Below are 26,083 nucleotides of genomic sequence, written 5' to 3' on the forward strand. Positions count from 1 at the left end.
ACGTTCATTCCGAAAGGGTGTTTTCAAAATAATAGGAATGAATATTCATTCCGTAACTAACGTAAAATTTTAATCGTGGGAGATGATGCAAATGAGCAAGCTGAGAAATTGGAGAAGTTTATCTTTTCTATTGTGGATAGTTATTACCATTACAATGATCGTTACGATGCCTAATATGGATAAATTAGTGAAAGAAAAAGGGCACATTACGATTCCTAATACAGAACAAAGTAGTATTGCTGACAAAATGATAAAAGAAATGAATAAAGACGGGACAGAAAAGTATGAGATTATAGCAGTTTTTAATAGTGGTAGTAAAACAGCTTTAACGACTGAACAAAAAGAGGAAATAACAAAAACAATCAATGCTTTGCAAAATGAAAAAGAACAATTAGGAATTAAAGAAGTTGTTTCACATTTAGATAATAAAGAATTAGAGAAACAATTAGTTTCTAAAGATAATACGACTATTTTAACGCAAATATCGATAGATAAAAAACATGGTGAAATATCGAAAGTTTCAAATAATCTTCATAATAAAGTGAAAACGAAAGGGGTAAAAACGTACTTAACAGGAAGTGACTTAGTAGCAGGTGATTTTCTTACATCTTCTCAAGAGGGAGTGAAAAAGACTGAAGTTATTTCTATCATTTTCATTCTTGTAGTATTAATCATTGTATTCCGTTCACCTGTTGTTCCGATTATTTCACTTCTTACAGTTGGTGTATCGTACTTAGTTTCAATGGGGGTTATTGCCCATCTTGTAGATCAATTTAATTTCCCGTTTTCAAACTTTACGCAAGTCTTTGTAGTTGTTGTCCTGTTTGGGGTTGGAACAGACTATAACATTTTATTATTTACGAGATTTAAAGAAGAATTAAGTAAACAAGAAAACTCATTTTTGGCTACGAAAGAAACATTTAAATCGGCAGGGAAAACCGTTTTATATAGCGGGATAGCAGTACTAATTGGTTTTGCATCTCTTGCTTTAGCGAGCTTTAAATTATATCAATCTACTTCAGCGGTAGCAATTGGTGTTGCAGTATTATTACTCGTATTAACTACGTTAAATCCATTTTTCATGGTGCTTCTAGGAAAAGGGATGTTTTATCCAGTTAAAACATTTAAAGGCCATGAAGATAGTCGTCTATGGGGATTCTTTGCGAAAAATTCAGTTGCAAGACCGTTTGTCGCTTTAATTATTGTATTCGTGATATCGATTCCTTTCGTATTAAAGTATTCTAATACACTTAATTACAACGATTTATTTGAAGTAGACAATAAATATGAGTCGAAAATGGGGATTAACGTAATAGAAGAACATTTTCCACCTGGTTTTTCTTCACCAAGTACGTTAGTCATTCAATCGAATAATAAGTTAGATGAGGCGAGTTCGCTTCAAACTTTAGATGAACTAACTGAAAAGATTTTGAAAGTGAAAGGTGTTTCAGAAGTATATGCACCGACACGTCCAACTGGTGAAAGAATTAAAGAACTATATATAAATAAACAAGCGGGTGAACTAAATACAGGTTTAGGAGATGCCAATGGTGGTATAAAGGAAATTAATGATGGATTAACTACTGCGAAAGATAAAATGGGTAGTAAGGATTCAAATAGTCTTGCAAACGTTCAAAAGTTAATTGATGGAACAAATGAAGCGAAAAATGGTGTATTGGCATTAGGAACAGCTTTAAATCAACTATCAAATGGCATAAATGACGGAGCAAAAGGTGCGCAGCAAATTGAGAGTGGGTTAACTTCAGTAAATGAAAATATAAGTGTATTATCTCATGCAACTTCACAACTTCATGCTGGCTATACGCAGTTAGAAAAAGGTTTAAGTTCTTACGATCAATACTTCGGAAGTATTTCTCAAGCGATTGACGGTGCGAAGAAAGGTTATGAACAAATTGAAATGTTAATGACCAATTTCATTCAAACGAAACCAGAATTAGCAAATGATCCTAACATTCTGCAGACGATAGGAATTGCTAAAGAGGCTCAAAAGCAATTAGGTGGGCTGTCAAATGAATTAAATCAATTAGCAGCGCAGCACAATGCGGCGATGGGATCATTTAAAGAAGCGAATCAATCGTTATTGAAAGTGGATAACGGCTTAAAAGAAATGAGCAATGGAGTTACTAAGTTACAAAAAGGAGCAGCTGATCTTAAAAATGGATTAAATGAAGGAGCAACAGGTTCAAAACAAATTGCAAACAAGTCATCTGAGTTACAAACCGGATTAACGAAAATAAACGATGGGCAAGGTCAGCTATTAACCGGACTGAAAGACTTGCAAGAACAGATGGGACAATTACAATCAGGACTATCTAAAAGTACAGAAGGCCTTGAAAAGGTAAGTAACGGCCTAGGGGATGCTCAGAAATATTTAGGAGAACTAAATGAATCAAAAAGCTCTGAGAAATTTTATATTCCAAAAGAAGTTTTGGAGGGAGAAGATTTCCAAAAAGCTTTGAATACGTACATGTCACATGATAGAAAGACTGCTAAAATGACAATCATTTTAGACGTAAATCCGTATTCAAAAGAAGCCATGCCAATTATTCAAGAAATCAATAAAACGATAGATGGTACTTTGAAGGGGACGGAATTAAATCATGCGAAAACAGCAATTGGAGGAACAACAGCTAGAAACGTTGATTTAAAAGAAGTAACAGGGCAAGACTTCTTACGTACAGCTACAATTATGTTAATTGGAATTGCAATCGTATTAATCGTGATTACACGTTCATTATTAAACACAATCTTTATTATTGGATCTTTAATATTAGCTTATTTTGCATCACTTGGTATAAGTGAACAAATTAGTACACACTTACTAAACGTAGATTCACTAAGCTGGAATGTTCCATTCTTTAGTTTCATAATGATTGTCGCTTTAGGAGTGGATTATAGTATTTTTGTAATGATGAGATACAATGAGTTAGAAGAGGACCCAGCGACGAAAATTGTAACTGCTTCTCGTCATATCGGAGGAGTCGTATTATCAGCGGCACTTATTTTAGGTGGTACATTTGCTGCATTAATCCCTTCAGGTGTATTAACGCTTATACAAGTAGCATCCGTTGTTGGTGTTGCATTGTTACTATTAGCTATTATTGTGATGCCGATATTGCTACCTGCTTTAATAGGCTTAACGAGTAAAATGAAGAATTATGCAAAGAAATTAAGTGAAAGGAAATAAAAGAATCGCCTTTTAAAAGTAACTGTTTCAGTTATGGGAGAGAACATATAAAATAACACACAAATTAGGGATGTAAATCACATATGATTTAGCATCCCTTTTTTAATTGGTATTACATTGTTTAAGTACTTTTATATAGTAAAATTGCAAAGGAAGAGAAAAAGAAAACAGTAAAAACAGCAGCGCAACGATTGGGGATTACTGACAAAGTATTTGGTTTAAAAGATAAATGGAAAATTTATGTTAAAATAATGGTAGAGATTGTGAAAAAATGTTCTTAAACTAACGGTCAGGATACTTTAAGAAGGATTTTTCAAAGGAAATGGTGAATATCATATTTTGAAGGAGTGATTGCAGTGGAGTAATTAATTTTTTAAATCTTGGTTAAATACTTTGAAGGAAGGGATTTATAAATATGAATGCAAAACTAATAATAGTAGAAGGTTTACCTGGATTCGGAAAATCGACCACTGCAAAGCTAATAAATGAAATTCTAAGCCAAAATAAAATTGAAGTTGAACTATTTTTAGAGGGGAATTTGAACCACCCCGCCGACTATGATGGTGTATCTTGTTTTAATAAATTTGAATTCGATAGATTAGTATCTAACAGTGGAGATTTTAAAGAAGTGCTTCTTAAAAGAGTTTTAAAAAAAGGAAGCAATTATTTATTACCATACAGAAAGATAAAAAATGAGTTTGGTGACCAGTTTTCGGACGAATTATGTAACGATATTTCAAGAAACGATATATATGAATTACCATTAGATAAAAATGTTGAATTAATTGCTGACAAATGGAATGACTTTGCTGAAATTGCTCTAGAAGATGATAAGGTTTATATTTTTGAATGTTGTTTCATACAAAATCCATTAACGATTGGGATGATTAAATACGGTGAACAAAAAGAAAAAATAATAAATTATGTAATGAAAGTTGCAAAAATCATAGAGAATCTAAATCCAATGTTATTCTATGTAGAACAAGATAATCTTGAACTTTCATTTAGGAAGGCATTAAAAGAAAGAACTCCAGAATGGTCTACAGGATTTGTCGACTATTACACGAACCAAGGCTATGGGAAAGAACATAACCATTCAGGTGTAGAAGGAACGATAAAAGTTCTTGAAGCTAGAAGGAATTTAGAGTTAGAAATATTTGATATGTTAAAAATGAACAAAGAAAAAATCAATAATACAAAATATGAAATTGACTCGTATAGGTCAATGTTAAAAGATAAGTTAATAATACAAATGGTGAAATAGCTTTTTACACTACCTGGTGCTTTAGTTTGCTATTTATAATGCGAAATGCATACAAATTATTGTGTTATTTCAATTGATAAACATAATACTCCAATTATAAATGTTTTTTCAAAATGAATCCTCTTTAAAACGTGTATGTAACTTTAATATAATTAAAAACAAAGGTTTTATTCAAGTTTGGAAAGAAAGGAATAGCAATCAACCGTTGCTATTCATCCAGCTTCTACTATATAATAACTATAGTCTACAATAATTGAGTCGTAATATGCGATTTTTTAAGACAATCGGTGAGAAAACGCTGAAATAAGCGGTATTAGTAGGAGGACACAAATGATTACAGTAAGTAACGTTAGTTTGCGTTTCGCGGATCGCAAATTGTTTGAAGATGTTAACATAAAATTCACGCCAGGTAACTGCTACGGTTTAATCGGAGCAAACGGTGCTGGTAAATCAACATTTCTAAAGATTTTATCTGGAGAAATCGAACCATCAACAGGTGACATACATATTACGCCAGGTGAGCGTCTTGCAGTATTAAAACAGAACCACTTCGAATACGAAGAGTTCCCAGTATTAGAAACTGTAATTATGGGTCATACTCGTCTTTACAAAGTAATGCAAGAGAAAAATGCCATTTATATGAAAGAAGATTTTAGTGATGAAGATGGTATGCGTGCTGCTGAACTTGAAGGTGAGTTTGCTGAGCTGAACGGTTGGGAAGCTGAGTCAGAAGCTGCAATTCTTCTTAAAGGTTTAGGTATTGGTGAAGACCTTCATGATAAGAAAATGTCAGAATTAACTGGGGCAGAGAAAGTAAAAGTATTACTTGCTCAAGCTTTATTCGGTCAACCTGATATTCTATTACTAGATGAGCCTACCAACCACTTGGACTTAAAAGCGATTCAATGGTTAGAAAACTTCTTAATGAACTTTGAAAATACAGTTATCGTTGTATCCCATGACCGTCACTTCTTAAATAAAGTATGTACGCACATGGCTGATCTTGATTTCGGTAAAATTCAACTTTATGTTGGTAACTATGACTTCTGGTATGAGTCAAGCCAATTAGCTTTAAAATTAACACAAGATGCTAATAAGAAAAAAGAAGAGAAAGTAAAAGAGTTACAGAACTTCATTGCGCGCTTTAGCTCAAACGCATCTAAAGCGAAACAAGCAACTTCTCGTAAAAAATTATTAGATAAAATTACATTAGATGATATTAAGCCATCATCTCGTCGTTACCCATTCGTTGGCTTCACACCAGAACGTGAAGTAGGAAATGACTTATTAACTGTTGAAGGTCTTTCTAAAACAATTGATGGTGAAAAAGTGTTAGATAATGTGTACTTCACTTTAAATAAAGGTGATAAAGTTGCATTTATCGGTCGTAACGATATTGCGATGACGACATTATTTAAAATCCTTATGGGTGAAATGGAGCCAGATAGTGGTTCATTTAAATGGGGCGTTACAACATCTCAATCGTACTTCCCAAGAGATAACTCTAAATACTTTGAGAACAGTGACTACAACTTAGTTGAATGGTTACGTCAATTCTCTCCACAAGATGAGTCAGAAAGCTTCTTACGTGGTTTCTTAGGCCGTATGTTATTCTCAGGCGAAGAAGTTAAGAAGAACGTTTCAGTACTATCTGGAGGCGAAAAAGTTCGTTGTATGTTATCTAAAATGATGTTAAGTGGTGCAAACGTTATTACACTTGACGACCCAACGAACCACTTAGACCTTGAGTCTATCACTGCATTAAACAATGGTTTAATTGCATTTAAAGGTACAATTTTATTCACATCACATGACCATCAGTTCGTACAAACAATTGCAAACCGCATTATCGAAGTAACGCCAAACGGTGTAATCGATAAAGAGGCTACTTACGATGAGTTCTTAGAAAATGAAGAACTTCAAAAACAAGTAGATGCAATGTACAAAGGTCAATAATAAATGATGAAAACCCTCGCTCTCGTTTTGAGAGCGAGGGTTTTTTTATAAATTGTATTTTATGGATTGTGAATAATTATTCAAAAATAATTTTATTGAAGGAAAGAGATTTGAATGTTGTACATAGAAGAATGGCTGAAGCATAAATAACTGACGAAATATAATATACATAAAAAAATAAATGTTATCTATTGTGAATTTAATTATATTACATTAATGTTCCAGAACTGGAGACATATTTATTTGCGAAGTAGGGAATAAAGGTATATAGTATGTGATGTCATAATTAGTGGATGAATCTTGGGAGAAAACAGAAAATGTTACAAATTTATTTTGTTAAATAGAAACCAAGGTCAAAATGTATAGAAAGAAATAGTTGAATAAATACTAGCTTCAAATTATAATTACTAGTATTCTTCATATAGTTAAATAAATAGAATCTATTTGAAGATAAAAAATTGAATAGAGAGACAGACTTATAAAAAAATAAGCCTTGGATGATCAAAAGAGGTGGAGAAATGAAACAATTCTTATTAAAGAGCAAAAGCGTGCTAAGCAATCATTTTGGATTCTTTCTGTTTGCCGTTATTTTATTTTGGCTCAAAACATATGCGGCTTATGTAACAGAATTTAATTTAGGTATTTCAAATACAATCCAAAAATTCTTGCTGTTTTTCAACCCGCTTAGTTCAGCAGTTCTATTTTTAGGACTTGCATTATTTGCAAAAGGGAAACGATCTTATATTTGGTTAATTGTTATCAACTTGTTATTGTCGATTCTTTTATATGCAAACGTCGTATACTATCGCTTTTTCAGTGACTTTATTACGTTCCCGACGTTGACACAAACGAATAACTTTGGAGATTTAGGTGGTAGTATTGTTGCGTTGCTACATCTTTATGATCCGCTATACTTCTTAGATACAATTATTTTAATTGTGTTAGTTGCAACGAAATTTGCAAATCCAAAACCAATTCGTGTTGCGAAGCATAAAGTATCACTAGTATTTGTAGCAGGTATTTTATTATTCAGTGTTAACTTAGGACTTGCAGAATCTGACCGTCCTGAATTATTAACAAGAACGTTTGACCGAAATTATATTGTGAAATATTTAGGGGCGTATAACTACACAATTTATGATGGAATTCAAAGTGCGAAGGCATCAACGGAAAGAGCGTTAGCTGATGGAGATAATATGACAGAAGTAAGAAATTATTTAACATCAACTTATGCTAGTCCGAATCCTGAGTATTTCGGTAAAGGTAAGGGAATGAACGTAATTTATATTCATTTAGAGTCATTCCAAAACTTCTTAATTGATTATAAATTAAACGGTCAAGAAGTTACGCCGTTCTTAAACTCATTTACAAAAGATGCGAATACGCTTTACTTTGATAACTTCTTCCATCAAACAGGACAAGGGAAAACGTCTGATGCGGAGTTTATGTTAGAGAATTCTATGTTTGGTTTACCACAAGGATCTGTATTTACAACGAAATCTCATAACACGTATCAATCAGCACCAGCAATTTTAGGACAACAAGGATACACATCAGCTGTATTCCATGGTAACTATAAAACATTTTGGAACCGTGACGATATTTATAAATCATTTGGTTTTAATAAATTCTTTGATGCTTCATACTATGATATGAACGAAAAAGATGTGGTAAACTATGGATTAAAAGATAAACCATTCTTTAATGAATCCATTCCGTTATTAGAAACATTGAAACAACCGTTCTATACGAAGTTTATTACGTTATCGAATCACTTCCCGTATCCGATTGATAAAGAGGAAGCGACAATTGAACCAGCAAACACAGGTGACTCGTCTGTAGATACGTATTTCCAAACAGCACGTTATTTAGACGAATCTGTAAAAGGTTTCATCGATTACTTGAAACAATCTGGTTTATACGATAATTCTATTATCGTTATGTACGGTGATCATTATGGTATTTCAGATAATCATAATGCAGCAATGTCAAAAGTAATGGGTAAAGAAATTAACTCATTTGAAAATGCACAGTTACAACGTGTACCATTTATCGTTCGTGTACCAGGTGTGAAAGGTGGCGTACAACATCAATATGGTGGTGAAATTGATGTTCTTCCAACTCTTTTACACTTACTAGGAACAGATACAAAAAATTATGTTCAATTTGGTTCAGATTTATTATCACCAGATCATAAACAAGTTGTTGCGTTCCGTAACGGCAACTTCGTAAGCCCAACAGTTACTGCATTAAACGGCAAATACTATGATACAACGAATGGAAAACCAGTAGAATTTACAGATGAAATAAAACAAAATGAACAAATGGTTCAAAACTCGTTAAAATACTCTGACCAAGTCGTAAATGGTGACTTATTACGATTCTACACACCGGAAGGATTTACACCGATAGATCGTTCGAAGTATAACTATAACAATCGTGATAAAAACAAAACGAAAGTAAAAACGACTCCGGAAGGGGAAGCTAAATAAATAACAAAAGGCACTATTCCTATGAATAGTGCCTTTTGTTTGTAAATAAAACATCATCATGAGATAGAACCATCTGTTGCTTTCTGTTTTGTCTTTCCGAAGAAAACTACACCGGCAATAATGATAATGATGAATGCCCATTTTATGAAAGGATTACTTTCGAAAAATGCAGTGAACCATTTCTCGTCTACAATCATTTTCGCAGCGGTATAAGCTAAAACAGCTGCTCCAATCGTAATGATGATAGGATAACGGTCAACCCATTTTAAAATTAATGTACTGCCCCAAACTACTACTGGAATTGAAACTAATAGCCCGATGATTACTAAAGAAAAGTTGCCATGCGCAGCTCCAGCAACAGCGAGAACGTTATCAATTCCCATCAATGCATCAGCAATGATAATGGTTTTAATAGCAGACCAGAAACCTTCTTCTGCCTTAATATCGTGATCTTTGCCTTCAGCAATTAATTTGTAAGCGATCCATATAAGGAGTACACCACCAATTAGAAGTAGCCCTGGTATTTTTAACAACCAAACGACAACTAAAGTAGCGAGGGCTCTAATCGCGATTGCCCCGATAGTTCCCCATATAATAACTTTCTTTTGTTGATCTTTCGGTAATCGTCTTGCTGCTAACCCAATTACAATGGCATTATCACCTGCTAACACTAAATCAATTACAATAATGGCAAGTAAGGCTGACAAATATTCAGCTGAAAGGAAATCCATATACATATCACTCCTTAAGAGTAATATGTGCTAAAGTGTTGATAATATAAAAAATAGGATTGACTTTGTATATTCAATCCATAATTTCTTACTGTATTTTGATAAATCTGTTTTAATTTCGTATCAATCGCCTTTGCAATCTCTTTTGCTTTTCGATTCATCTTTTTAATACGGTTTTCTCTTCTACTATCCAAGTTTTTACTTCTGATTTCATGAATAGATCTATCTTCCTTAGCACGAAAACGTCGTATTTTTTTACGAAGGAGAGAGGGGGAATTGAGTCGAATATACGAGGAGTAATTCCAAAAACGATAAAAAGACTTGATTCCTAGTTAAAGGAAATCAAGTCTTTTTATTACATACGATTATCGTGCCAGAAGTTTAATGGGAAGTGTTCGTTCTCACTATAGGCTTCTAATTCATATCCTTTTTCTTTCAGCCCTTTAATAATACCAGGTACTGCTTTTACGGACTGTGGATGAATGTCGTGCATAAGGATAACTTCTGTTGGCTTGTTTGCACCATTAATAACGTTTTCTACAATTTTAGCTGATGCAGCGTCAACCGGCATTTTGTTATATCTCCAGTCTAATGAATCAATTGTCCAATCCCAAACTTTTAGCCCATTCTCAACAACTTTGTTGCGAAGCGCTTCGTTTAATCCTGGCATTGAGCCGTAAGAAGGACGAGTTAATACTGGTGATTTACCTAGAACGCCAGCGATTAATCCTTGATCTTCTTTCATCTCATCTACGTAATGACCTTCTGTGTAAAGTTTCTTGTAGTTATGAGTCATACTGTGCATCCCAACGTAGTGGCCTTCAGCATCTTCACGCTTTACAAGATCAGGAAAAGCTTTTACATTTGAACCAATAAGGAAGAATGTTGCTTTTGCATTTTCTTTCTTTAACATATCTAAAAGCTCAGCTGTGTATTTTCCAGGACCATCATCAAATGTTAAATAAGCTACTTTTCTAACTTGCCCATTGTATTGTTTTGGAGCTTCTTTCGGTGCAAGAGACGATTGAATTTCACTTACAAGTTGAACAGATTTTGCTTCATCCTCTGTACTTGCTAGAGCAGTATGTGTTGATCCTAAAGCCGCTTCGTATGTAAATAATACCCCCGCGCAAATCAAAATAGCCCTTTTCACTAAAGTTGTCATTCGAATTCCATTGTGCATAATTTTCCTTCTCTCTATAAAAGTTCTACTCTACTATATTAGCAATTATAGGGAGGTAATTGCAAAAAAACTTTTTTACAAGTGCAAAAAAGTTTGTCCAAAAGTATGCAAGATTTCATACTTTCGTATCACTTCATTTTCGTTCCAATTATTGATTCGAATATTTTTGTTTTTTATTAAGATATTGGTAAAGAAACAATTAAATGAAAAGGGAGGGGGAATATGGCTAATTATATTTGCAATACATGTGGAGTACAGTATTCCTAAAATGAAGAAGCACCTTCTCGTTGGAAAATTTGTAATGAAGAAAGACAATATGTGAATCCAATTGGACAGTCATGGACAACATTAGAAACTATGCAAAATAGCAATTTATACAAAAAGGAAGAAATGTTTATTTTATCTTGATATCCATATAATTAATTTTATATGAATTTAATACTAAAGGCCTACTATTTATAAACTAATAGGCCTTTCAACTTAAGTAGTTCTCACACTAATGAGGGATGTTAAAGGAAATATATGTTACCTATAATAATGACTGTAAAGCTTTGGAAAATGAAAAGGAGGAGATTTGCATGAAGAATTGGGTTCAATTTAGAATTGCAAGACCAACAGATAAATTTGAAGAAGTTATAAGTTTTTATGAGACGGGGTTAGGATTAAAGCGTATAGGAGAATTTCACAATCATGAAGGATATGATGGAGTTATGTTTGGATTACCGGATGCCGAGTATCATTTGGAGTTTACAACGCATGTTAACGGAAGTCCCTGTCCGGCACCGACAAAAGATAATTTACTAGTTTTTTATATGCCTAATAAAGATGAAATTGAAAAAATAGTGAATCGATTAAGCAATATGGGCTATCATGAGGTGGAACCAGAAAATCCGTATTGGATAGAGAAAGGAATCACAATAGAGGATCCAGATGGTTGGAGAATTGTGCTAATGAACGCATTTGAATAAAGAAGCTCTTTTCGTATGTAATGAAGTGTAACAAAATGATTGAGTCATAAATCCCTACAGCATTTGTAGGGATTTTTATATAAGAAGATTTAGTTAAGGGAGTTATTAAAAAGTATAGAGTATTAAGTCATATAGAAGGTACAGGCCAAGAAATTATTGTACAAATGAATGGGAAACCAATTCATGCATGGGTAGCATCTGCTGGTATTGGTGGAACTCTAATGGGGGGTATAAAGCAGTAAAGAATTATACAAAAAAATTGAGCTACATTTAGTAATGCCTGCTGAATTGCCTTATGGTTCTGAACAACCACCAAATGATTTAAAGAAATATGCTGGATCAGGTGGGTTCGGCTTAGGAAGGAAACAGGAAGACAATTTGATAGAAAAACAATGGACTTATTCATATGAAGAGACCTTGTATGAAATGGCGCGTTTTTATAATGAAACTAGTATGAAAATAGGAACGTCTGCGGCAGCGAATTTATTAGCCGCTAAACAAATTGGGAGAGAAAAAGGTTCTGATTTTAATGTAGTTACAGTTTTTCCAGACGCAGGGTCCATAGAAGAGTGGTCAGATGTAAAGAGCTTACCAAAAATAAGGAGAGAATCAAACCATTAAAAGTTCTTTCATATTCTATTTCTTACACTATAGGAAATCGATGAAACGAAAACCTGTATATGTAAAATGTACAGGTTTTTCGTAGGGGTTTTAGATGTTTGTAGCAACTAAAAAATTTCACATACCGAATTTAAAAAGTAAATATAGGAAAACCAAAAAGTAATGTAGAATATATCGTACATACATATATGAAGTCAACATAAAAAATAAAGAGGTGGGTATATGTTACTTGAAGAAGTAATGCAGCAACTAGAGGAATACGGAACAGAACAGAATCGTAAAACGTATAAAAACCACGGAGCGAAAGAGCCACTATTCGGAGTTAGTTTTGCTAATTTAAAATTGTTAAAAAAGAAGATAAAAAAAGATCATGATTTAGCAATTTCATTATGGGAAACAAAAAATATGGATGCAATGACATTAGCAACAATGATATTAGATCCAAAAAAAGTTACGACAGAACTACTAAATAAATGGGTACAGGAAGTTGATTATTATTGTTTAATGGACGTTTTAATGACAGCTATTTGTACGTCGCCAATCGCGATAGAAAGAATGGAAGACTGGACAAAGTCTGATGATGAATGGATTGGAAGAGCAGGCTGGGCTTTATTAGCAAATATAGCGATTAAAAATAAAACGTTACAAGATGATGTCTTCTCTCCTTATCTAGATGAGATTAAAGAAAATATACATAATGAAAAAAATAGAAAAAGAGAAGCAATGAATCGTGCTTTAATCGCGATAGGAATTCGTAATGAAGACTTAGAGCAAGCAGCGATTGAAATTGCACGTGAAATTGGAAAAGTACACGTTGATCACGGAGCAACGTCATGCAAAACACCAGACGCAGAGTCGTATATAAAAAAAGCGAGAGAAAGAGCTGCAAAAAAGAAAGTGAAATAAGAAAAGGGGAACGGTTATGAAAGCAATGGAAGCGGCAAAAAGCATCATTACATCACACTTTCCGGATTGTGATGTAGCCTTACTTGGAGGAAGCGTTGCAAGAGGGGAAGCGACAAAAACATCTGATCTGGACATTGTAATAATAGATCCTAGTTTGTCATCTTGTTATAGAGAATCTTTCTATAGTAATGGATGGCCAGTTGAGGTATTTGTACATAATTTTGAAACGTTAAAAACCTTTTTTAAAATGGATTGTGATCGCGGAAGACCTTCGTTACCACAATTAGTTGCAGAAGGTGTTGTATTAAAAGGGGAAGATGAAATTGTTGAGAAATTAAAAAGCGAAGCGAATGAGTTACTAAATAAAGGACCAGCTAAATGGACTGAAGAAATGATGAAGCAGAAGCGTTATTTTATTACAGATACTTTGGATGATTTTATTGGTGCATCAAAAAGAGAAGAAGAGTTGTTTATCGCGAATTTATTAGCTGATTTATTACATGAATATGTATTAAGAGTAAATGGGAAATGGCTTGGAAGTTCAAAATGGTTTATAAGGGTACTTAGAAAATATGATGAACAATACGCAGATCAATTTGTAGTAGCGTTCGATCATTTTTATACAACGGGAGAGAAAATAAAATTAATTACTTTTGTAGAAAAAACGCTAGAACAGTATGGAGGAAGAATGTTCGAAGGGTTTTGTATAGGAAAGTAAAAAGGGGATAATACAATGAATATACCATTCGTTCAATTAAGAGAACTGACACTAGATGATGTAGAAGACCGATATCAATGGTCATTAGATACAAAAGTAACAAAACATTTAGTTGTACCAGATCAATATCCACCGTTCACTCGTGAAGATACAAAAAAATGGATTGAAGCATGTATAAATCGAAAAAATGGTTACGAACAAAGAGCTATCACTGCGGAGAACGGCATACACATTGGATGGGTAGATCTTAAAAACTTTGATAAAACAAATAAAAATGCAGAATTAGGAATCGCGATTGGTAATAAAGAATACTGGGGTAAAGGGTATGGAATAGCTGCCCTATATAGTATGTTACATGTAGCATTCTTTGAATTTGAATTAGAAAAAGTATGGCTACGTGTAGATGAAGATAATTTTCAAGCTAGAAAGAGCTATGAAAAGGCTGGTTTTGTATGCGAAGGGTTAATGAGAAATGATCGATTACGTAGAGGTCAGTTCATTCATCGCTATCGTTATAGTATGTTAAGAGAAGAATATCAATCTTTAATTAGTAGTTTATAAAAATGTTATGTTAACTAAAAGGAGATAGAGAAATATGATTCGATTACTTACGAAAGAAGATGCAAAAAAATATTGGGACTTACGTTTACAAGCATTACAAGTAAATCCAGAGGCATTTGTAACAACTTATGAAGAGGCGATTCACCAAGAAAATCCGATTAAGCGAGTGGAAAGTAATTTAACAGCTGCTACTAGTTGTACATTTGGTGCTTTTAATGAAGAGCATCAATTAGTTGGAGTTGTTACTTTACTAACAGAAGAGAAAGAGGCGTATAAACATAAAGGTCATATCGTTGCGATGTATGTAGATGCAAGCAATCGAAGAAGTGGTCTTGCACGTGAGTTAATACGTAAGGCAATCGAAAAAGCAAGAGAAATGAACTTGGAACAATTGACATTAGGTGTTGTATCCACTAACGAGCCAGCAAAAAGGTTGTATGAATCAATAGGCTTTAAAACGTATGGGATTGAAAAGAGAGCTATAAAGATGAATGGTGTGTATAGTGATGATGAACATATGGTTTTGTTCCTTTAAAAGAGGGAGTTTACTATGAAAGATCTCTATTTAGAAAAAAATATGAACCCGCAAGTAGCAATTCTATATGCGACAGTTGCCGATACATTTAAACGGTTGCAAAAGTTAGTAGAGGGTACCGATGAGAAAGAACTGTCTTTTAAAGGGTTAAAAAATAATGAAAATAGTATTGGACAACTACTTCAACATTTAGCAGTTGTCGATTTGCATTGGGTATACCGCTTAAAAGGAGAACCCGTTCCACTGGCACTTGATAATATATATGGACATATGTTAAATGAAGTAGGAGAGCTGCCCAGTTTAAGAAAATATACATTGCAACAATTAATGCAAGATTATGAAGCAGTGCAACATATGTTTTATGAGGAATGTTTGAAACTAACAGAAAATGATTTAACACGAGAGGTTTTTTATGAAAAGGGAGAAAATGCGACTATAAGGTGGGGAATATGGCATATAGCTGATCATAATCGGTACCATCAAGCTCATATTAGTCAGTTAAGAAAACTATATAGAGCTAGAATGCATACGAGATAAAGATTTCGAATTTTAATTATATTTAATTTGTTGTATAGTATAAGAAGAAACTAAACAAGGGGTTTTATAATGAAAGCTATTGCAGTAGGGATATTGGCATCATTTTTCTTTGCCTTTACCTTCGTTTTAAATCGGGCAATGGACCTAGAAGGTGGAAGCTGGATTTGGAGTGCATCATTACGGTACTACTTTATGGTCCCAATGCTTTTACTTATTGTCATGTATAGAGGGAATTTAAAGCAACTCTTTCAATATATGAAAAACAATCCGAAAGAATGGTTAGTGTGGAGTATCGTTGGATTTGGTCTCTTCTATGCACCACTTAGTTTTGCTGGAGCTTTCGGACCTGGTTGGCTCGTTGCATCAACATGGCAAATTACGATCGTAGCAGGGATTTTGTTAACACCATTTTTTGCAGTAGATCCGTTACATAAAAAACTCCCAATGAAGGAATTAGTTATGTCGGGTATTATTTTATGTGGTGTTGTACTTATGCAAGTAGAACATGCTTCTTCATTAGGAATTCGTGAAACCGTTTTATGTGTAGTTCCTGTACTTATTGCAGCGTTTGCGTACCCTCTTGGAAATCGAAAAATGATGCAAGTTTGTAAAGGGGAATTAGATGTATTTCAGCGAGTTCTCGGTATGACATTAGCAAGCTTACCATTTTGGTTTTTACTATCTGGTTATGAAGTATCAACAGGTGGTCTACCGTCAAGTAGCCAAGTTTTCCAATGTTTTATTGTAGCAGTTAGTTCTGGCTTAATCGCAACGGTATTATTCTTCTTTGCGACAGATCTTGTAAAAGATGATCCGCAAAAACTAGCAACAGTGGAAGCAACTCAGTCCGGTGAGGTTTTATTTGCGCTAGTAGGAGAACTTATCTTGTTATCTGCACCAATTCCGTCATCTTTATCTTGGATTGGTATGAGTCTAGTTATTATTGGAATGATACTACATAGTTATGTAGCGGTCGTTGTGAAGAAAGAAGAAAAAATAACGGCGTAATGAGATTAGCTCTTTATATAAAGAGCTAATCTTTTTTCATAGAAAGGAATGATGATATGAATTTGCAACGCGTTGAACAAATTGAGAAAGATCCTATTTTAAATGTACTACAGTATGCAGTCGGACCAAGTGAAATTAGCTTAAAGAAAGCAGTTTTATTTTATGAAAGGAATAAAGCGACTTTGCATAGATATGAAGAAAAGGCTTGCATAGGTATTGAAATAATTGGAGCAAAGAAAGCGAGAATTTGTCATATAGCAGTCATTCCACAATATCGTCATAATGGAATTGCGTGGCAAATGATAAAGGAAGTATTAAGAATACATCAATTGATGTATCTAGAAGCAGAGACAGACGATGAAGCGGTAGAATTTTATAAAAAAATTGGTTTTCAGGTTAAAAGTTTAGGAGAAAAATACCCGGGGGTTGAAAGGTTTTGTTGTTATTTGGAAATTCATTATAAAAATATATAAATATACATCTTATGTTTCGTTTGAAAAAAGTGATATTTACATTATATAATAAAGGTATCTGGAAAAATATAGATAATAGAAAATAGGTGTATAACACATGAGAATGGATAAAAGTAAATTTATAAAAATTGCTACTTCAATAGGAGTGTCATCTTTTTTATTAACGGGCTGTGGCGATTATGAAGAAGATACTGTCCAGCAAGAAAGTACTGCTGTTAAAACAGATGGTGCAAAACAAGGAAATGAACAAGAAAGATTAAATTGTGATGATAAAGCTCCAACTAATGAAAATGTAGAAAAAGATGAGTTATGTAAGGAAAATAATCCGTCATTTTCTTCTTATCATGAAAATTCACATTTACCGATACTGCCGTTCGTTGCAGGATATTTATTAGCAAGCAGAACTTCAAATATGAATTATACAGTAAAACCGAATATAATGAAGAAACCGTATGCAAATAACATTATTCCATATCGTGAAAAAGACCAAAGTAGAACTGGAGGCAGCGGTGGTGGCGGGTATTACGGCGGAACTAACAGTAACAATAATAAATCTTCCAATAAAGTGGATTTAAATAAACAACAGCCAAATCCATCAAATAAAGTAACACCAGATACAAATACGCCGAAATCATCTACGACACAAACGCCGAAAGTGAATTCTGGTTCTAGTGGAATTGGGAACGCAAAAGCGCCAGCAGGATCCTAAAATGAAAGGATAATGGAGTAATGTATACAGAACAAGAACAGAAAGAGTATATGAAAGTATGGTTTTCACTTGCAGAAGAGGCTGGTCGGAATGGGTTTACTTGGCCGAGTCTATTAGAAAATGAAGAATGGAATCAATATATGGCAACAGGTATGTATCGTATGCCAGTAAAAACTTATACTGCTATTTCAAAAGCGACAGAAGAAATTATGTATGTGTTATATAGAACGTATCAATACATTCTCAATACGACAGAAGATTTTCAAAAATTAGGATTTCCAGCTGAAACGTGGGAAATTGCGAGAATGAAACATACAGGTTTATTTTCATATTTTACAAGGTTTGACTTTATCGTAAATGGTGAAGATATAAAGTTAATAGAAGTAAATTGTGATACACCAACAGGTTATTTAGAGCCATCTGTCGCAAATGAAGTGTTATGCCGTTATCACGATGTAAATCATCCAAATCATATAGAGGAGCATATTGTGCAGGCGTGGGAACAAATTAAACATGACTATAGTATAGATCCTAGAGAAACGATTTATTTTACGAGTTATGATTGGCATGATGAAGACCATCAAACAGTTCAATTTTTAAGAAGCTATTGTTTAGATCAGTCAACGGATTATATAGGTATTCAAGATATCGTTGTTGCAGATGATGGTATATATACGCAAAATGGTGAGAGAATTCATTATTTATATAGACTATATCCAATTGAATATTTAGTTTCAGATGCTGATAAAAGCGGGAAAAGAATTGGACTCCAGTTTTTAGATCATATAGCGCAAGGCAGAGTGAAAATCATTAATCCACCAGCTGCTTTTCTTATGCAAAATAAAAGTGTACTCGCATTAATTTGGCAACTTTACGAAGAAGAAGTTTTCTTTAAGGAAGAGGAGCGAGGAATCATTCAGAAATACTTCCTACCAACATATTTTACAAATAAACCGTTTATAGAAAGAAATGAATCCTATGTTTCTAAACCTTTATACGGCCGTGAAGGCGGAGGAGTATCTATATACGAAAATAATGAACTATTAGCTGAAGATAAAACAGAGTATTACTTTGAACAGCGGAAAATATATCAGCAATACATAGAAATGCCAGACTATACAATTGACACGTGGGACGGTCCGTATACTGGTAAACTATTAATTGGTTCACACTGTATTAGCGGGAGAGCTGCTGGTTTATTTTTACGTGTAGGTGAGAAAATAACAGGAAATTTATCGATGTTTACTGGAGTTACAATTGAAGGATAAATGAAACAAAGAGCTTATCATTTTTGGTGAGCTCTTTGTTTGTATATAGTGTTTTTATGTTTTTGATGTAACGCCTTCATTTTTTGCATAGATAAAATGAATAAGTTAAAAATTAAGAAAAATATGATAATATATGTATGTAGTAGTTTAAAACAAATGGGGGAACAATCGTGAAAATGAATGACATAGTGGCAAGTACGCAATTGCCAAATACAATCAAAACAATTACAAATGATTTAAGAAAATTAGGATTAGAAAAAGGAATGACAGTTATTGTACATTCTTCGTTAAGTTCCATTGGCTGGGTATCAGGCGGAGCAGTTGCAGTAGTAGAGGCGTTAATGGAGGTTATTACAGAAGAGGGAACGATTATTATGCCAACTCAGTCTTCGGATTTATCTGATCCGAAACATTGGTCAAGACCACCTGTACCTGAAGAATGGTGGCAAATTATTCGGGATAACGTTCCAGCATTTGAGCCACATATAACACCAACAAGGGCAATGGGAAAAGTAGTTGAATGTTTTCGTACATATCCGAATGTAGTACGTAGTAACCATCCATTAGGAAGCTTTGCTGCATGGGGAAGACATGCAGAAGAAATAACAGTAAATCAGTCACTATCGATGAGTTTAGGAGAAGAATCTCCATTAAGAAAAATATACGATCTAGACGGATACATATTATTAATTGGTGTTGGATATGATTCCAATACTTCTGTACATTTATCAGAAGTACGTTCTGGTGCATGTGAGTTAATAAAAGTAAGGGCACCTATTATAGAAAATGGTGAAAGAGTATGGAAAGAATTTGTTGATATGGATTACGATTCTGACAAATTTGTAGAAATTGGTGTAGAGTTTGAGCAAAAAGGAACCGTAACAATGGGGAAAATAGGAAACGCAAAGTGCCGTCTTATGAAACAACGTGATATAGTTGACTTTGGAACAGAATGGTTTCGTAAGAAAAATTAGTAAGGGATGGTTACGATGAAGGGGAAAAAGGTATTAATTACAAGCGGTGGTTGTTTAGAAAAATGGGATCAAGTACGCGGCCATACAAATATGGCAAAAGGAACAATTGGAAGAATAATCGCCGAAGAGCTTATAAGTAAAGGGGCCCATGTTATATATTTACATGGTTATTTTGCGGAGAAACCGAATGATATAAACAATCAATTAGAATTACATCCATTTGAAGGAATTGTTGATTTACAAGATAAAATGAAAAGTATCATTACGCATGAAAAAGTCGATGCGGTTATTATGGCAGCGGCTGGATCTGATTGGATTGTGGACAAGATTTGTGATCAAGAGGGTAATGTTCTTGATATGAATGGAAAAATCTCAAGTGATATAGCACCAATTATACATTTTCAAAAGGCACCGAAAGTATTAAAACAAATAAAAGAGTGGGATCCAGAAACTGTACTCGTTGGCTTTAAACTTGAAAGTGACGTAAATAAAGAAGAATTGTTTGAAAGAGCGAAAAATAGAATGGAAGAAGCGAAGGCGAGTGTAATGATTGCAAATTCACCACATTCTTTATATTCGCGCGGAGCAATGCACTACGTAATTGGACAAGACGGTAAAGGGCAGTTATGTAATGGAAAAGATGAAACAGCGAAAGAAATTGTCAAAAGGTTAGAGGTACTATGTAATCGCGTTACTGCTTCATAATTTCAAGTATTTGGATAAGAGTGAATCCGCATAGTATATATTGGTAAGCGAAACTTTTTGCTTTGATACAAACGTTGACCATTCAATATGGATACATAGAATAATTGGTGAGGAGTGAATTCTATGGAACATTTATTAAAGCAAGCTATTAAACTCCGGAAAGAAAAGAAATATGCGCAGTCTAAAGAGATACTCATTGGATTAACGAATTTTACGAGGGATGCAGAAGTACTTTATCAATGTGCTTGGATACATGATGTAATGGGGCTGGAAACAGAAGCTATGCCGTATTATGAACAGGCAATTGCAAACGGTCTTGAAGGTGAGTCACTTTGCGGAGCTTATATCGGCCTTGGTAGTACATATCGTTGTATAGGTGAGTATGACAAAGCAATTACTGTTTTAGAAACAGGATTACAGCAGTTTCCAGATAATGATGTGATGAAAGTATTTTTGTCATTAGCGAAATATAACGTAAACGATCATGAATCCGCGATGAAATTATTACTTGAAACAGTCGTAAAAGTAGAAGAAGTGAAAGAATTTGAACGTGCTATTTCATTTTATAAAGATCATTTAAATGAGGTTTTTAAATAGAGGAGTGAACATATGAGTGTCACACTTTCGCGAAGGCGAAAAGGTATATGGATTGGACTCGTATCTTTAATCTTGTTATCAAACTATTTATTATATGCTCTTCCGATTGTACCAGCTGCTCCGAAAGAAGTTGTCCTTGGATCAATATTAGATTGTATGTTTGTAATTCCAATCATTACGTATTTCTTTATTATTCGAAAAAGGTACTCGTTAACGTATATATTTCCTGTTGTAATAGCTGGTTATATATTTGCAAGATTTATTATTCCAAGCGACTATTTACAAGCTTTTTCATACGTTTCTTATATTATAGTTGCAGGGGAAATTGCTTTTGTATGTTTTGAGTTATTCCTTCTATATAAAATTGTTAGAATGCTTCCTACAATAAGAAAAAAATATAAAGAATATAAAAGTGAGTATTCTTCATTTTCTTATGCAATTGATGCAGCGTTTGACACCACTATAAAAAGAAATAAATTAGTAGATATCATTGTAACAGAGTGTAAGTTAATCTATTATGCATTTTTATCGTGGCGTGAAAAAGTGCCAGAAGGTGAATGCGTATACTCATATCACAAAAAGACTAGTGCAATAGGTGTATATATTATGATCATCCATGCGACTTTAATAGAAAGTATCGGTTTTCATTATTTGTTTCATCAATGGAATCCAGTTGTAGCATGGGTGTTACTTATTTTAAACGTATATGCAATGTTTTATTTTTTAGCTGAAATACAAGCAATGCGTAAAAATCCAATTATTGTTACGGAAGAACAGGTAATTATTCAAATTGGATTAGGGAAGAAAATCATTATACCGTTTACACAAATTGATAAGATTACGTTTTATAAAGGAGAACTTTTAAAAAAAGAGAAAGAGCTTCTTGACGCAACGGTGATGGAATTTATAAAGGAACCTCCAACATTTGAAATAATACTTAAAGAGCCAATAAAAGCACAATTGTTATATGGATTTTCTAAAACAGTAAGTCGCGTTCACTTAAATGTTGATGAGGAACGGAAATTTTATGATGCAGTTACCGAGAAATTAAAACATGGGTAATGCTATTAATTTTCATCATGCGTTTGGTGTGTACGGTATTTGTATCGAAAATAATAATATATTAGTAATCGATAAATCAAAAGGTCCATATAAGAATAGATATGATCTACCTGGTGGGAGCTTATATGAAGAGGAGTCGCTGTTAGCGGCACTCCATAGGGAATGTAAAGAAGAAACTGGATTAGAAGTAAAGGTTATAAAGCAAGTAGGAACGGTTGATTTTCAATACCCTTCAAAGTTTAAAGATTATACACATGTACACCATATTGCAGTTTTGTATGAAGTTGAAAAGAGTGCAGGGAAAATCATAGTACCAAAACAATTTGAAGGTCAAGATTCTTTAGGAGCGAGATGGGTTTCTATAGAAAGCATTACAGAAGACAATTCATCTCCGCTTGTATGTAGTGCAGTAGAGTGGCTGAAAACAAATGAGCTTCCATTAGAAGTAAAAAAATATGAAACATGGACAGTGAAAAACTCCTTCTAAAATAAGAGGGAGTTTTTATTGTGTATTTGGAGACCAAACACTTCTTTATCACTATATAAATGGATATAATAAAGCTAGAAATAGCATAAGGGGAAACAAAGAATGAATAAATTACTAACACCAAAAAGTGAAATTATAGAAAGAAAAATAAGATATGACTCGACAACAGTAGAACACACTTGTTTATTACTTGAAAAGCAGTTGCAAAGTATCGTGCTATTTCATGAGGTTCAGTATTCATTTACAATGACTGCACATCGTGCGAGTTTAACAATCCCAAAAGGAAGTTACACCATTGCATACTATTGGGAAGATCGTCCGTACAATTTATACATATGGAGAGATAAGAATGGAACGTATTTAGGCTCTTATTTTAATGTTGTAAAAAATACGCAAATAACAGATGAACTAGTGTCATTTGAAGACTTAATTATTGATATTTTGGTACTTCCAAGTGGAGAATATTTTATTTTAGATGAGGATGAGTTGCCTGAGTCTTTAGAGGAGTTTGAGGATGGTTATGTGAATGAAGCTCTTAATGTATTAGAGGAAATAATTCAAAAGACGCTTCCTCAAATGATTGTAGAGACAGAAAGAGTGAGGTTAAACTAAATTGTAATCGATTTGAAAATAGAATACGTGTTTAATGAAATTGAGTAGTCTCAAGTTATATAATCTAACTTTTTTGATAAGTCTAAGGTTAGATGTATATTTCTTGGGATTACTCTTTTTTTGTGGAAATTAATATTGACTGAATACAGTTCAGTCGTTTATGATTGAATCATATTCAGTCGCAGAAAAAACATAATAGGAGATAACATATGAAAAGAATATCGAAAGAACCAGATGTTAGAAGGCAAGAGTTGATGGATATTGGTTTTGAACTATATATGAAAAATGGTATGAAAGGATTTGGCATAAAAGATGTTGTGAATCATGCTGGTGTAGCAACGGGCTTATTTTATTATTACTTCAAGTCTAAAGAGAATTTTGTTGATGAAGTATTAAATGATTTTATTGTGAAAAATATGGAGTTAATTGAAGAAATACTTGTTTCTAATGAACGGTCTGTCATGCAAAAGCTGAAAGATTCTCTAAATATATTTTGGACATTTATCGAAAAATTAGCGCCTTATAAAAATGTGAGTTCGTTTCAGACGGAACAACATTTTCAACTGGAACAGAAATTATTTACGCGAATGCAGCCATTAATTCGACAAGTAATCGAAGAAGGGGTGAAAACTGGGATTTTTAATATTGATAACTCATTATTAGCATCAGGATTTATTTTATACGGTCTTAGCAGTATTGCTCATTCAGAGGTGAATTTGAATCTAGACATGAAGCGAGAAATGGTTAATTTAGTATTAAATACACTACGATATGATCAAAGAGAAGGAGAATGTATATGAAGATCATGATTGATGGAAACAATATTTCGAATGAACAACTTACAAAGTGGAAAAAAGAACGTATGAAAAAAGTTTTCAATACATTAGGACATAAAGAGCCAGAATTAAATGATACAGACGTTATGATAAAAAAACTAACAGAACTAAAATTAAATTATTCATACAATGAAATGTATGATAAGTTAAAATCTAAACTTAAATTAAGTGAAATGGGTATGCGTATTTGTACTGCTTTATCTGGTGATAGACGAAAATTTTCAAAAACAAATATTTATTTAGATGGGATTACAGCAGAAGAGGCGATAAATGGAATTGATAGTTTTATGCTTGAACAATCAGATGAAAATAATCAAGTGAATTTATCAGCCTGTCCAGATCACTACGTACTAAGACCCTTTGGGGAAAATGAATTGGAGGTTATCGAAACTACTGGTAATTCTCCATTTCCAGTTCAATTTTTTATTGTTTTTGGTGACGAAACAGGATTAAAGACACCTAGAGATAAGTCTTATCAATACCAATCAACAGGTGTTGCACGTATGAAAGACGGTACTACTATTGGTGGAGTTCGACATCAATTCAAAGATACAGATACTGGTATAGAAGTAAGTCTAGTTGTAGAGTTTCCGGCACTTTGTCCTAATAGTCTTATTGAATCGCATCAAATGCATTTGGCATGTGAGTTTTCTTATTGGTTACAGTGGATTAAGGAACATAAAAAATAATTTTTATATAAATAACAATAAGGGTATTTAAACGAATTATATATATTTTTTAATAAAACCTAGTTGACTTATCGGAAATATTTGTATAATATGTACTTAATTCTATTACGTATTGCTGATTGGAGAAACCAAAGGCATTTTATCTATTGATAAAATGCCTTTGGTTTTTTTATTACATAAATACTGAATCTATTCATTTAGATGAATCATTTCAAGGAGGGGAAGAAGTGACTGTTTCAATTAATGAGGTATCAAAATATTTTTCGAAGCAAACTGGTACTGTTCAAGTATTAGAGAATATTAATTTTCAATTAGAAAAAGGGGATTTTGTTACAGTAATTGGTCCGAGTGGTTGTGGAAAAAGTACATTATTAAAAATTATTGCAGGTTTAGACAACGATTTTGAAGGTGAAATCATTATTGATGGGGAGCGTATAACAAAACCGAGTAAGAAGCAAGGATTTATATTTCAAGAGCATCGTCTGTTTCCGTGGTTAACAGTTGAAGAAAACATTGCAGCTGATTTGTCATTAAAAGATAAGTATGTGAAGGATAAGGTAAAGGAATGGGTTAAAATTGTTCGGTTAGACGGTTTTGAAAAATCATATCCGAAAGAAATATCAGGCGGGATGTCACAACGTGTTGCGATTGCAAGAGCGTTGCTAAGAGATCCTAATGTATTATTACTTGATGAACCATTTGGAGCATTGGATGCATTTACCCGAAGTCATTTGCAAGAAGTACTGCTCAACATTTGGGAACAAAAAAAGACGACAATGATATTCGTTACACATGATATAGACGAAGCAATATATCTTTCAAACAGAATTGTCATCATGAGTGCAAAGCCTGGAAAAATACATAAAGTAATTGAAAATAATTTACCTTATCCGCGTAGTAAAACTTCGGAGTCATTCCAAGAAATTCGAAAGAAAGTATTACAGCAGTTTGAGTATGGAGGATTGATTCAAACAAGTTTATAG

General features: G+C 33.4%; 25 protein-coding genes and 3 pseudogenes. 25 read left to right on the plus strand and 3 right to left on the minus strand.

Translation table 11 applies throughout. The features are described from left to right. Nucleotides 1-91: 91 nt before the first annotated feature. The 4 genes from QCI47_RS13415 (at nt 92) to ltaS (ending at nt 8,920) form a co-directional block, all read left to right on the plus strand. On the plus strand, nt 92-3,208 hold the full coding sequence (locus tag QCI47_RS13415) for an MMPL family transporter (RefSeq protein ID WP_000040977.1): 3,117 nt from the start codon (nt 92-94) through the stop codon (nt 3,206-3,208). 415 nt (nt 3,209-3,623) lie between these two features. Then, nucleotides 3,624-4,472 carry a P-loop NTPase family protein gene (locus QCI47_RS13420; protein WP_353811821.1) on the plus strand — a complete coding sequence of 283 codons (849 nt, stop codon included), beginning with the start codon at nt 3,624-3,626 and terminating at the stop codon, nt 4,470-4,472. A 330-nt stretch (nt 4,473-4,802) separates the two neighbouring features. Further along, nucleotides 4,803-6,428, plus strand: coding sequence for an ABC-F family ATP-binding cassette domain-containing protein (locus tag QCI47_RS13425; RefSeq protein ID WP_000633868.1), 1,626 nt, complete (start codon nt 4,803-4,805; stop codon nt 6,426-6,428). 518 nt (nt 6,429-6,946) lie between these two features. Then, nucleotides 6,947-8,920, plus strand: coding sequence for a lipoteichoic acid synthase (gene ltaS / locus QCI47_RS13430; RefSeq protein WP_074543304.1), 1,974 nt, complete (start codon nt 6,947-6,949; stop codon nt 8,918-8,920). 56 nt (nt 8,921-8,976) lie between these two features. On the opposite strand, the gene QCI47_RS13435 is transcribed toward ltaS, so the two are convergent. The 3 genes and pseudogenes from QCI47_RS13435 to QCI47_RS13445 all read right to left on the minus strand — a co-directional run bounded on the left by QCI47_RS13435 (nt 8,977) and on the right by QCI47_RS13445 (nt 10,834). Then, the gene (locus QCI47_RS13435) at nt 8,977-9,651 is read right to left on the minus strand and encodes a TerC family protein (protein ID WP_309423148.1); all 675 of its coding nucleotides are present in this window, start codon (nt 9,649-9,651) and stop codon (nt 8,977-8,979) included. Between the two features lie 112 nt (nt 9,652-9,763). Then, nucleotides 9,764-9,926, minus strand: a pseudogene (locus QCI47_RS30295) (DUF3841 domain-containing protein); the annotation flags it as partial. Nucleotides 9,927-10,006: 80 nt separating this feature from the next. After that, a complete protein-coding gene (locus QCI47_RS13445) occupies nt 10,007-10,834 on the minus strand; it encodes a peptidoglycan-N-acetylglucosamine deacetylase (protein ID WP_000551424.1) in 828 nt (275 codons plus the stop codon). Between the two features lie 222 nt (nt 10,835-11,056). Here QCI47_RS13445 and QCI47_RS13450 point away from each other — a divergent pair. The 21 genes and pseudogenes from QCI47_RS13450 to QCI47_RS13550 form a co-directional block, all read left to right on the plus strand. After that, nucleotides 11,057-11,221, plus strand: a pseudogene (locus QCI47_RS13450) (hydrolase); the annotation flags it as partial. 191 nt (nt 11,222-11,412) lie between these two features. Then, the gene (locus QCI47_RS13455) at nt 11,413-11,802 is read left to right on the plus strand and encodes a VOC family protein (RefSeq protein ID WP_000800664.1); all 390 of its coding nucleotides are present in this window, start codon (nt 11,413-11,415) and stop codon (nt 11,800-11,802) included. A 119-nt stretch (nt 11,803-11,921) separates the two neighbouring features. Next, a pseudogene (locus QCI47_RS13460) lies at nt 11,922-12,423 on the plus strand (pyridoxal-phosphate dependent enzyme); the annotation flags it as partial. A gap of 222 nt (nt 12,424-12,645) precedes the next feature. Then, complete coding sequence (locus tag QCI47_RS13465; RefSeq protein ID WP_000923435.1) at nt 12,646-13,329, plus strand: DNA alkylation repair protein; 684 nt, start codon at nt 12,646-12,648, stop codon at nt 13,327-13,329. Nucleotides 13,330-13,345: 16 nt separating this feature from the next. Then, nucleotides 13,346-14,047, plus strand: coding sequence for a nucleotidyltransferase domain-containing protein (locus QCI47_RS13470; protein ID WP_000646299.1), 702 nt, complete (start codon nt 13,346-13,348; stop codon nt 14,045-14,047). 15 nt (nt 14,048-14,062) lie between these two features. Further along, a complete protein-coding gene (locus tag QCI47_RS13475) occupies nt 14,063-14,608 on the plus strand; it encodes a GNAT family N-acetyltransferase (protein WP_001024999.1) in 546 nt (181 codons plus the stop codon). Between the two features lie 34 nt (nt 14,609-14,642). Further along, nucleotides 14,643-15,143, plus strand: coding sequence for a GNAT family N-acetyltransferase (locus QCI47_RS13480; RefSeq protein ID WP_000620335.1), 501 nt, complete (start codon nt 14,643-14,645; stop codon nt 15,141-15,143). A 15-nt stretch (nt 15,144-15,158) separates the two neighbouring features. Further along, nucleotides 15,159-15,680 (plus strand): DinB family protein, encoded by a 522-nt coding sequence (locus QCI47_RS13485; RefSeq protein ID WP_309423145.1) that lies wholly within the window; start codon nt 15,159-15,161, stop codon nt 15,678-15,680. A gap of 69 nt (nt 15,681-15,749) precedes the next feature. After that, complete coding sequence (locus tag QCI47_RS13490) at nt 15,750-16,688, plus strand: DMT family transporter (protein WP_000643664.1); 939 nt, start codon at nt 15,750-15,752, stop codon at nt 16,686-16,688. Between the two features lie 56 nt (nt 16,689-16,744). Then, nucleotides 16,745-17,161, plus strand: coding sequence for a GNAT family N-acetyltransferase (locus QCI47_RS13495; RefSeq protein ID WP_309423143.1), 417 nt, complete (start codon nt 16,745-16,747; stop codon nt 17,159-17,161). A gap of 97 nt (nt 17,162-17,258) precedes the next feature. After that, nucleotides 17,259-17,870, plus strand: a complete 612-nt coding sequence (locus tag QCI47_RS13500) for a hypothetical protein (RefSeq protein ID WP_076874374.1) — start codon at nt 17,259-17,261, stop codon at nt 17,868-17,870. 20 nt (nt 17,871-17,890) lie between these two features. Next, nucleotides 17,891-19,138, plus strand: a complete 1,248-nt coding sequence (locus QCI47_RS13505) for a glutathionylspermidine synthase family protein (protein ID WP_061184563.1) — start codon at nt 17,891-17,893, stop codon at nt 19,136-19,138. 176 nt (nt 19,139-19,314) lie between these two features. Continuing rightward, nucleotides 19,315-20,112: a BA2930 family N-acetyltransferase gene (aacC, locus tag QCI47_RS13510; RefSeq protein ID WP_353812010.1), complete on the plus strand. Its 798-nt coding sequence runs from the start codon at nt 19,315-19,317 to the stop codon at nt 20,110-20,112. A 15-nt stretch (nt 20,113-20,127) separates the two neighbouring features. Then, nucleotides 20,128-20,817 carry a phosphopantothenoylcysteine decarboxylase domain-containing protein gene (locus QCI47_RS13515; RefSeq protein ID WP_000676710.1) on the plus strand — a complete coding sequence of 230 codons (690 nt, stop codon included), beginning with the start codon at nt 20,128-20,130 and terminating at the stop codon, nt 20,815-20,817. A 123-nt stretch (nt 20,818-20,940) separates the two neighbouring features. Then, the gene (locus QCI47_RS13520; protein ID WP_000400626.1) at nt 20,941-21,414 is read left to right on the plus strand and encodes a tetratricopeptide repeat protein; all 474 of its coding nucleotides are present in this window, start codon (nt 20,941-20,943) and stop codon (nt 21,412-21,414) included. Nucleotides 21,415-21,426: 12 nt separating this feature from the next. Beyond that, nucleotides 21,427-22,476 (plus strand): hypothetical protein, encoded by a 1,050-nt coding sequence (locus QCI47_RS13525; RefSeq protein WP_309423141.1) that lies wholly within the window; start codon nt 21,427-21,429, stop codon nt 22,474-22,476. Further along, nucleotides 22,469-22,963, plus strand: coding sequence for an NUDIX hydrolase (locus QCI47_RS13530; RefSeq protein ID WP_061130986.1), 495 nt, complete (start codon nt 22,469-22,471; stop codon nt 22,961-22,963). The genes QCI47_RS13525 and QCI47_RS13530 overlap by 8 nt, the downstream gene beginning before the upstream one ends. 102 nt (nt 22,964-23,065) lie before the next feature. Further along, entirely contained in the window at nt 23,066-23,575 is a 510-nt protein-coding gene (locus QCI47_RS13535; RefSeq protein ID WP_073535821.1) for a ribonuclease FAU-1 family protein, read from the plus strand. A 209-nt stretch (nt 23,576-23,784) separates the two neighbouring features. Continuing rightward, complete coding sequence (locus QCI47_RS13540) at nt 23,785-24,375, plus strand: TetR/AcrR family transcriptional regulator (RefSeq protein WP_000822635.1); 591 nt, start codon at nt 23,785-23,787, stop codon at nt 24,373-24,375. Then, nucleotides 24,372-25,100 (plus strand): hypothetical protein, encoded by a 729-nt coding sequence (locus QCI47_RS13545; protein ID WP_000699947.1) that lies wholly within the window; start codon nt 24,372-24,374, stop codon nt 25,098-25,100. The genes QCI47_RS13540 and QCI47_RS13545 overlap by 4 nt, the downstream gene beginning before the upstream one ends. A gap of 227 nt (nt 25,101-25,327) precedes the next feature. Further along, complete coding sequence (locus QCI47_RS13550) at nt 25,328-26,083, plus strand: ABC transporter ATP-binding protein (protein WP_000218625.1); 756 nt, start codon at nt 25,328-25,330, stop codon at nt 26,081-26,083.

Origin of the sequence: Bacillus cereus group sp. RP29 (assembly GCF_040459765.1) — a bacterium.
GTDB lineage: Bacteria > Bacillota > Bacilli > Bacillales > Bacillaceae_G > Bacillus_A > Bacillus_A paranthracis.

Coding starts and splice junctions, on each gene's coding strand:
- QCI47_RS13425 (WP_000633868.1), top strand. CDS start 4,803: ATGATTACAGTAAGTAACGTTAGTTTGCGTTTCGCGGATCGCAAATTG.
- QCI47_RS13420 (WP_353811821.1), top strand. CDS start 3,624: ATGAATGCAAAACTAATAATAGTAGAAGGTTTACCTGGATTCGGAAAA.
- QCI47_RS13455 (WP_000800664.1), top strand. CDS start 11,413: ATGAAGAATTGGGTTCAATTTAGAATTGCAAGACCAACAGATAAATTT.
- QCI47_RS13515 (WP_000676710.1), top strand. CDS start 20,128: ATGAAGGGGAAAAAGGTATTAATTACAAGCGGTGGTTGTTTAGAAAAA.
- QCI47_RS13500 (WP_076874374.1), top strand. CDS start 17,259: ATGAGAATGGATAAAAGTAAATTTATAAAAATTGCTACTTCAATAGGA.
- QCI47_RS13535 (WP_073535821.1), top strand. CDS start 23,066: ATGAATAAATTACTAACACCAAAAAGTGAAATTATAGAAAGAAAAATA.
- QCI47_RS13490 (WP_000643664.1), top strand. CDS start 15,750: ATGAAAGCTATTGCAGTAGGGATATTGGCATCATTTTTCTTTGCCTTT.
- QCI47_RS13445 (WP_000551424.1), bottom strand. CDS start 10,834: ATGCACAATGGAATTCGAATGACAACTTTAGTGAAAAGGGCTATTTTG.
- QCI47_RS13520 (WP_000400626.1), top strand. CDS start 20,941: ATGGAACATTTATTAAAGCAAGCTATTAAACTCCGGAAAGAAAAGAAA.
- QCI47_RS13475 (WP_001024999.1), top strand. CDS start 14,063: ATGAATATACCATTCGTTCAATTAAGAGAACTGACACTAGATGATGTA.
- QCI47_RS13465 (WP_000923435.1), top strand. CDS start 12,646: ATGTTACTTGAAGAAGTAATGCAGCAACTAGAGGAATACGGAACAGAA.
- QCI47_RS13435 (WP_309423148.1), bottom strand. CDS start 9,651: ATGGATTTCCTTTCAGCTGAATATTTGTCAGCCTTACTTGCCATTATT.
- QCI47_RS13505 (WP_061184563.1), top strand. CDS start 17,891: ATGTATACAGAACAAGAACAGAAAGAGTATATGAAAGTATGGTTTTCA.
- QCI47_RS13470 (WP_000646299.1), top strand. CDS start 13,346: ATGAAAGCAATGGAAGCGGCAAAAAGCATCATTACATCACACTTTCCG.
- QCI47_RS13480 (WP_000620335.1), top strand. CDS start 14,643: ATGATTCGATTACTTACGAAAGAAGATGCAAAAAAATATTGGGACTTA.
- QCI47_RS13530 (WP_061130986.1), top strand. CDS start 22,469: ATGGGTAATGCTATTAATTTTCATCATGCGTTTGGTGTGTACGGTATT.
- QCI47_RS13525 (WP_309423141.1), top strand. CDS start 21,427: ATGAGTGTCACACTTTCGCGAAGGCGAAAAGGTATATGGATTGGACTC.
- QCI47_RS13495 (WP_309423143.1), top strand. CDS start 16,745: ATGAATTTGCAACGCGTTGAACAAATTGAGAAAGATCCTATTTTAAAT.
- QCI47_RS13540 (WP_000822635.1), top strand. CDS start 23,785: ATGAAAAGAATATCGAAAGAACCAGATGTTAGAAGGCAAGAGTTGATG.
- aacC (WP_353812010.1), top strand. CDS start 19,315: ATGAATGACATAGTGGCAAGTACGCAATTGCCAAATACAATCAAAACA.
- QCI47_RS13545 (WP_000699947.1), top strand. CDS start 24,372: ATGAAGATCATGATTGATGGAAACAATATTTCGAATGAACAACTTACA.
- QCI47_RS13485 (WP_309423145.1), top strand. CDS start 15,159: ATGAAAGATCTCTATTTAGAAAAAAATATGAACCCGCAAGTAGCAATT.
- ltaS (WP_074543304.1), top strand. CDS start 6,947: ATGAAACAATTCTTATTAAAGAGCAAAAGCGTGCTAAGCAATCATTTT.
- QCI47_RS13415 (WP_000040977.1), top strand. CDS start 92: ATGAGCAAGCTGAGAAATTGGAGAAGTTTATCTTTTCTATTGTGGATA.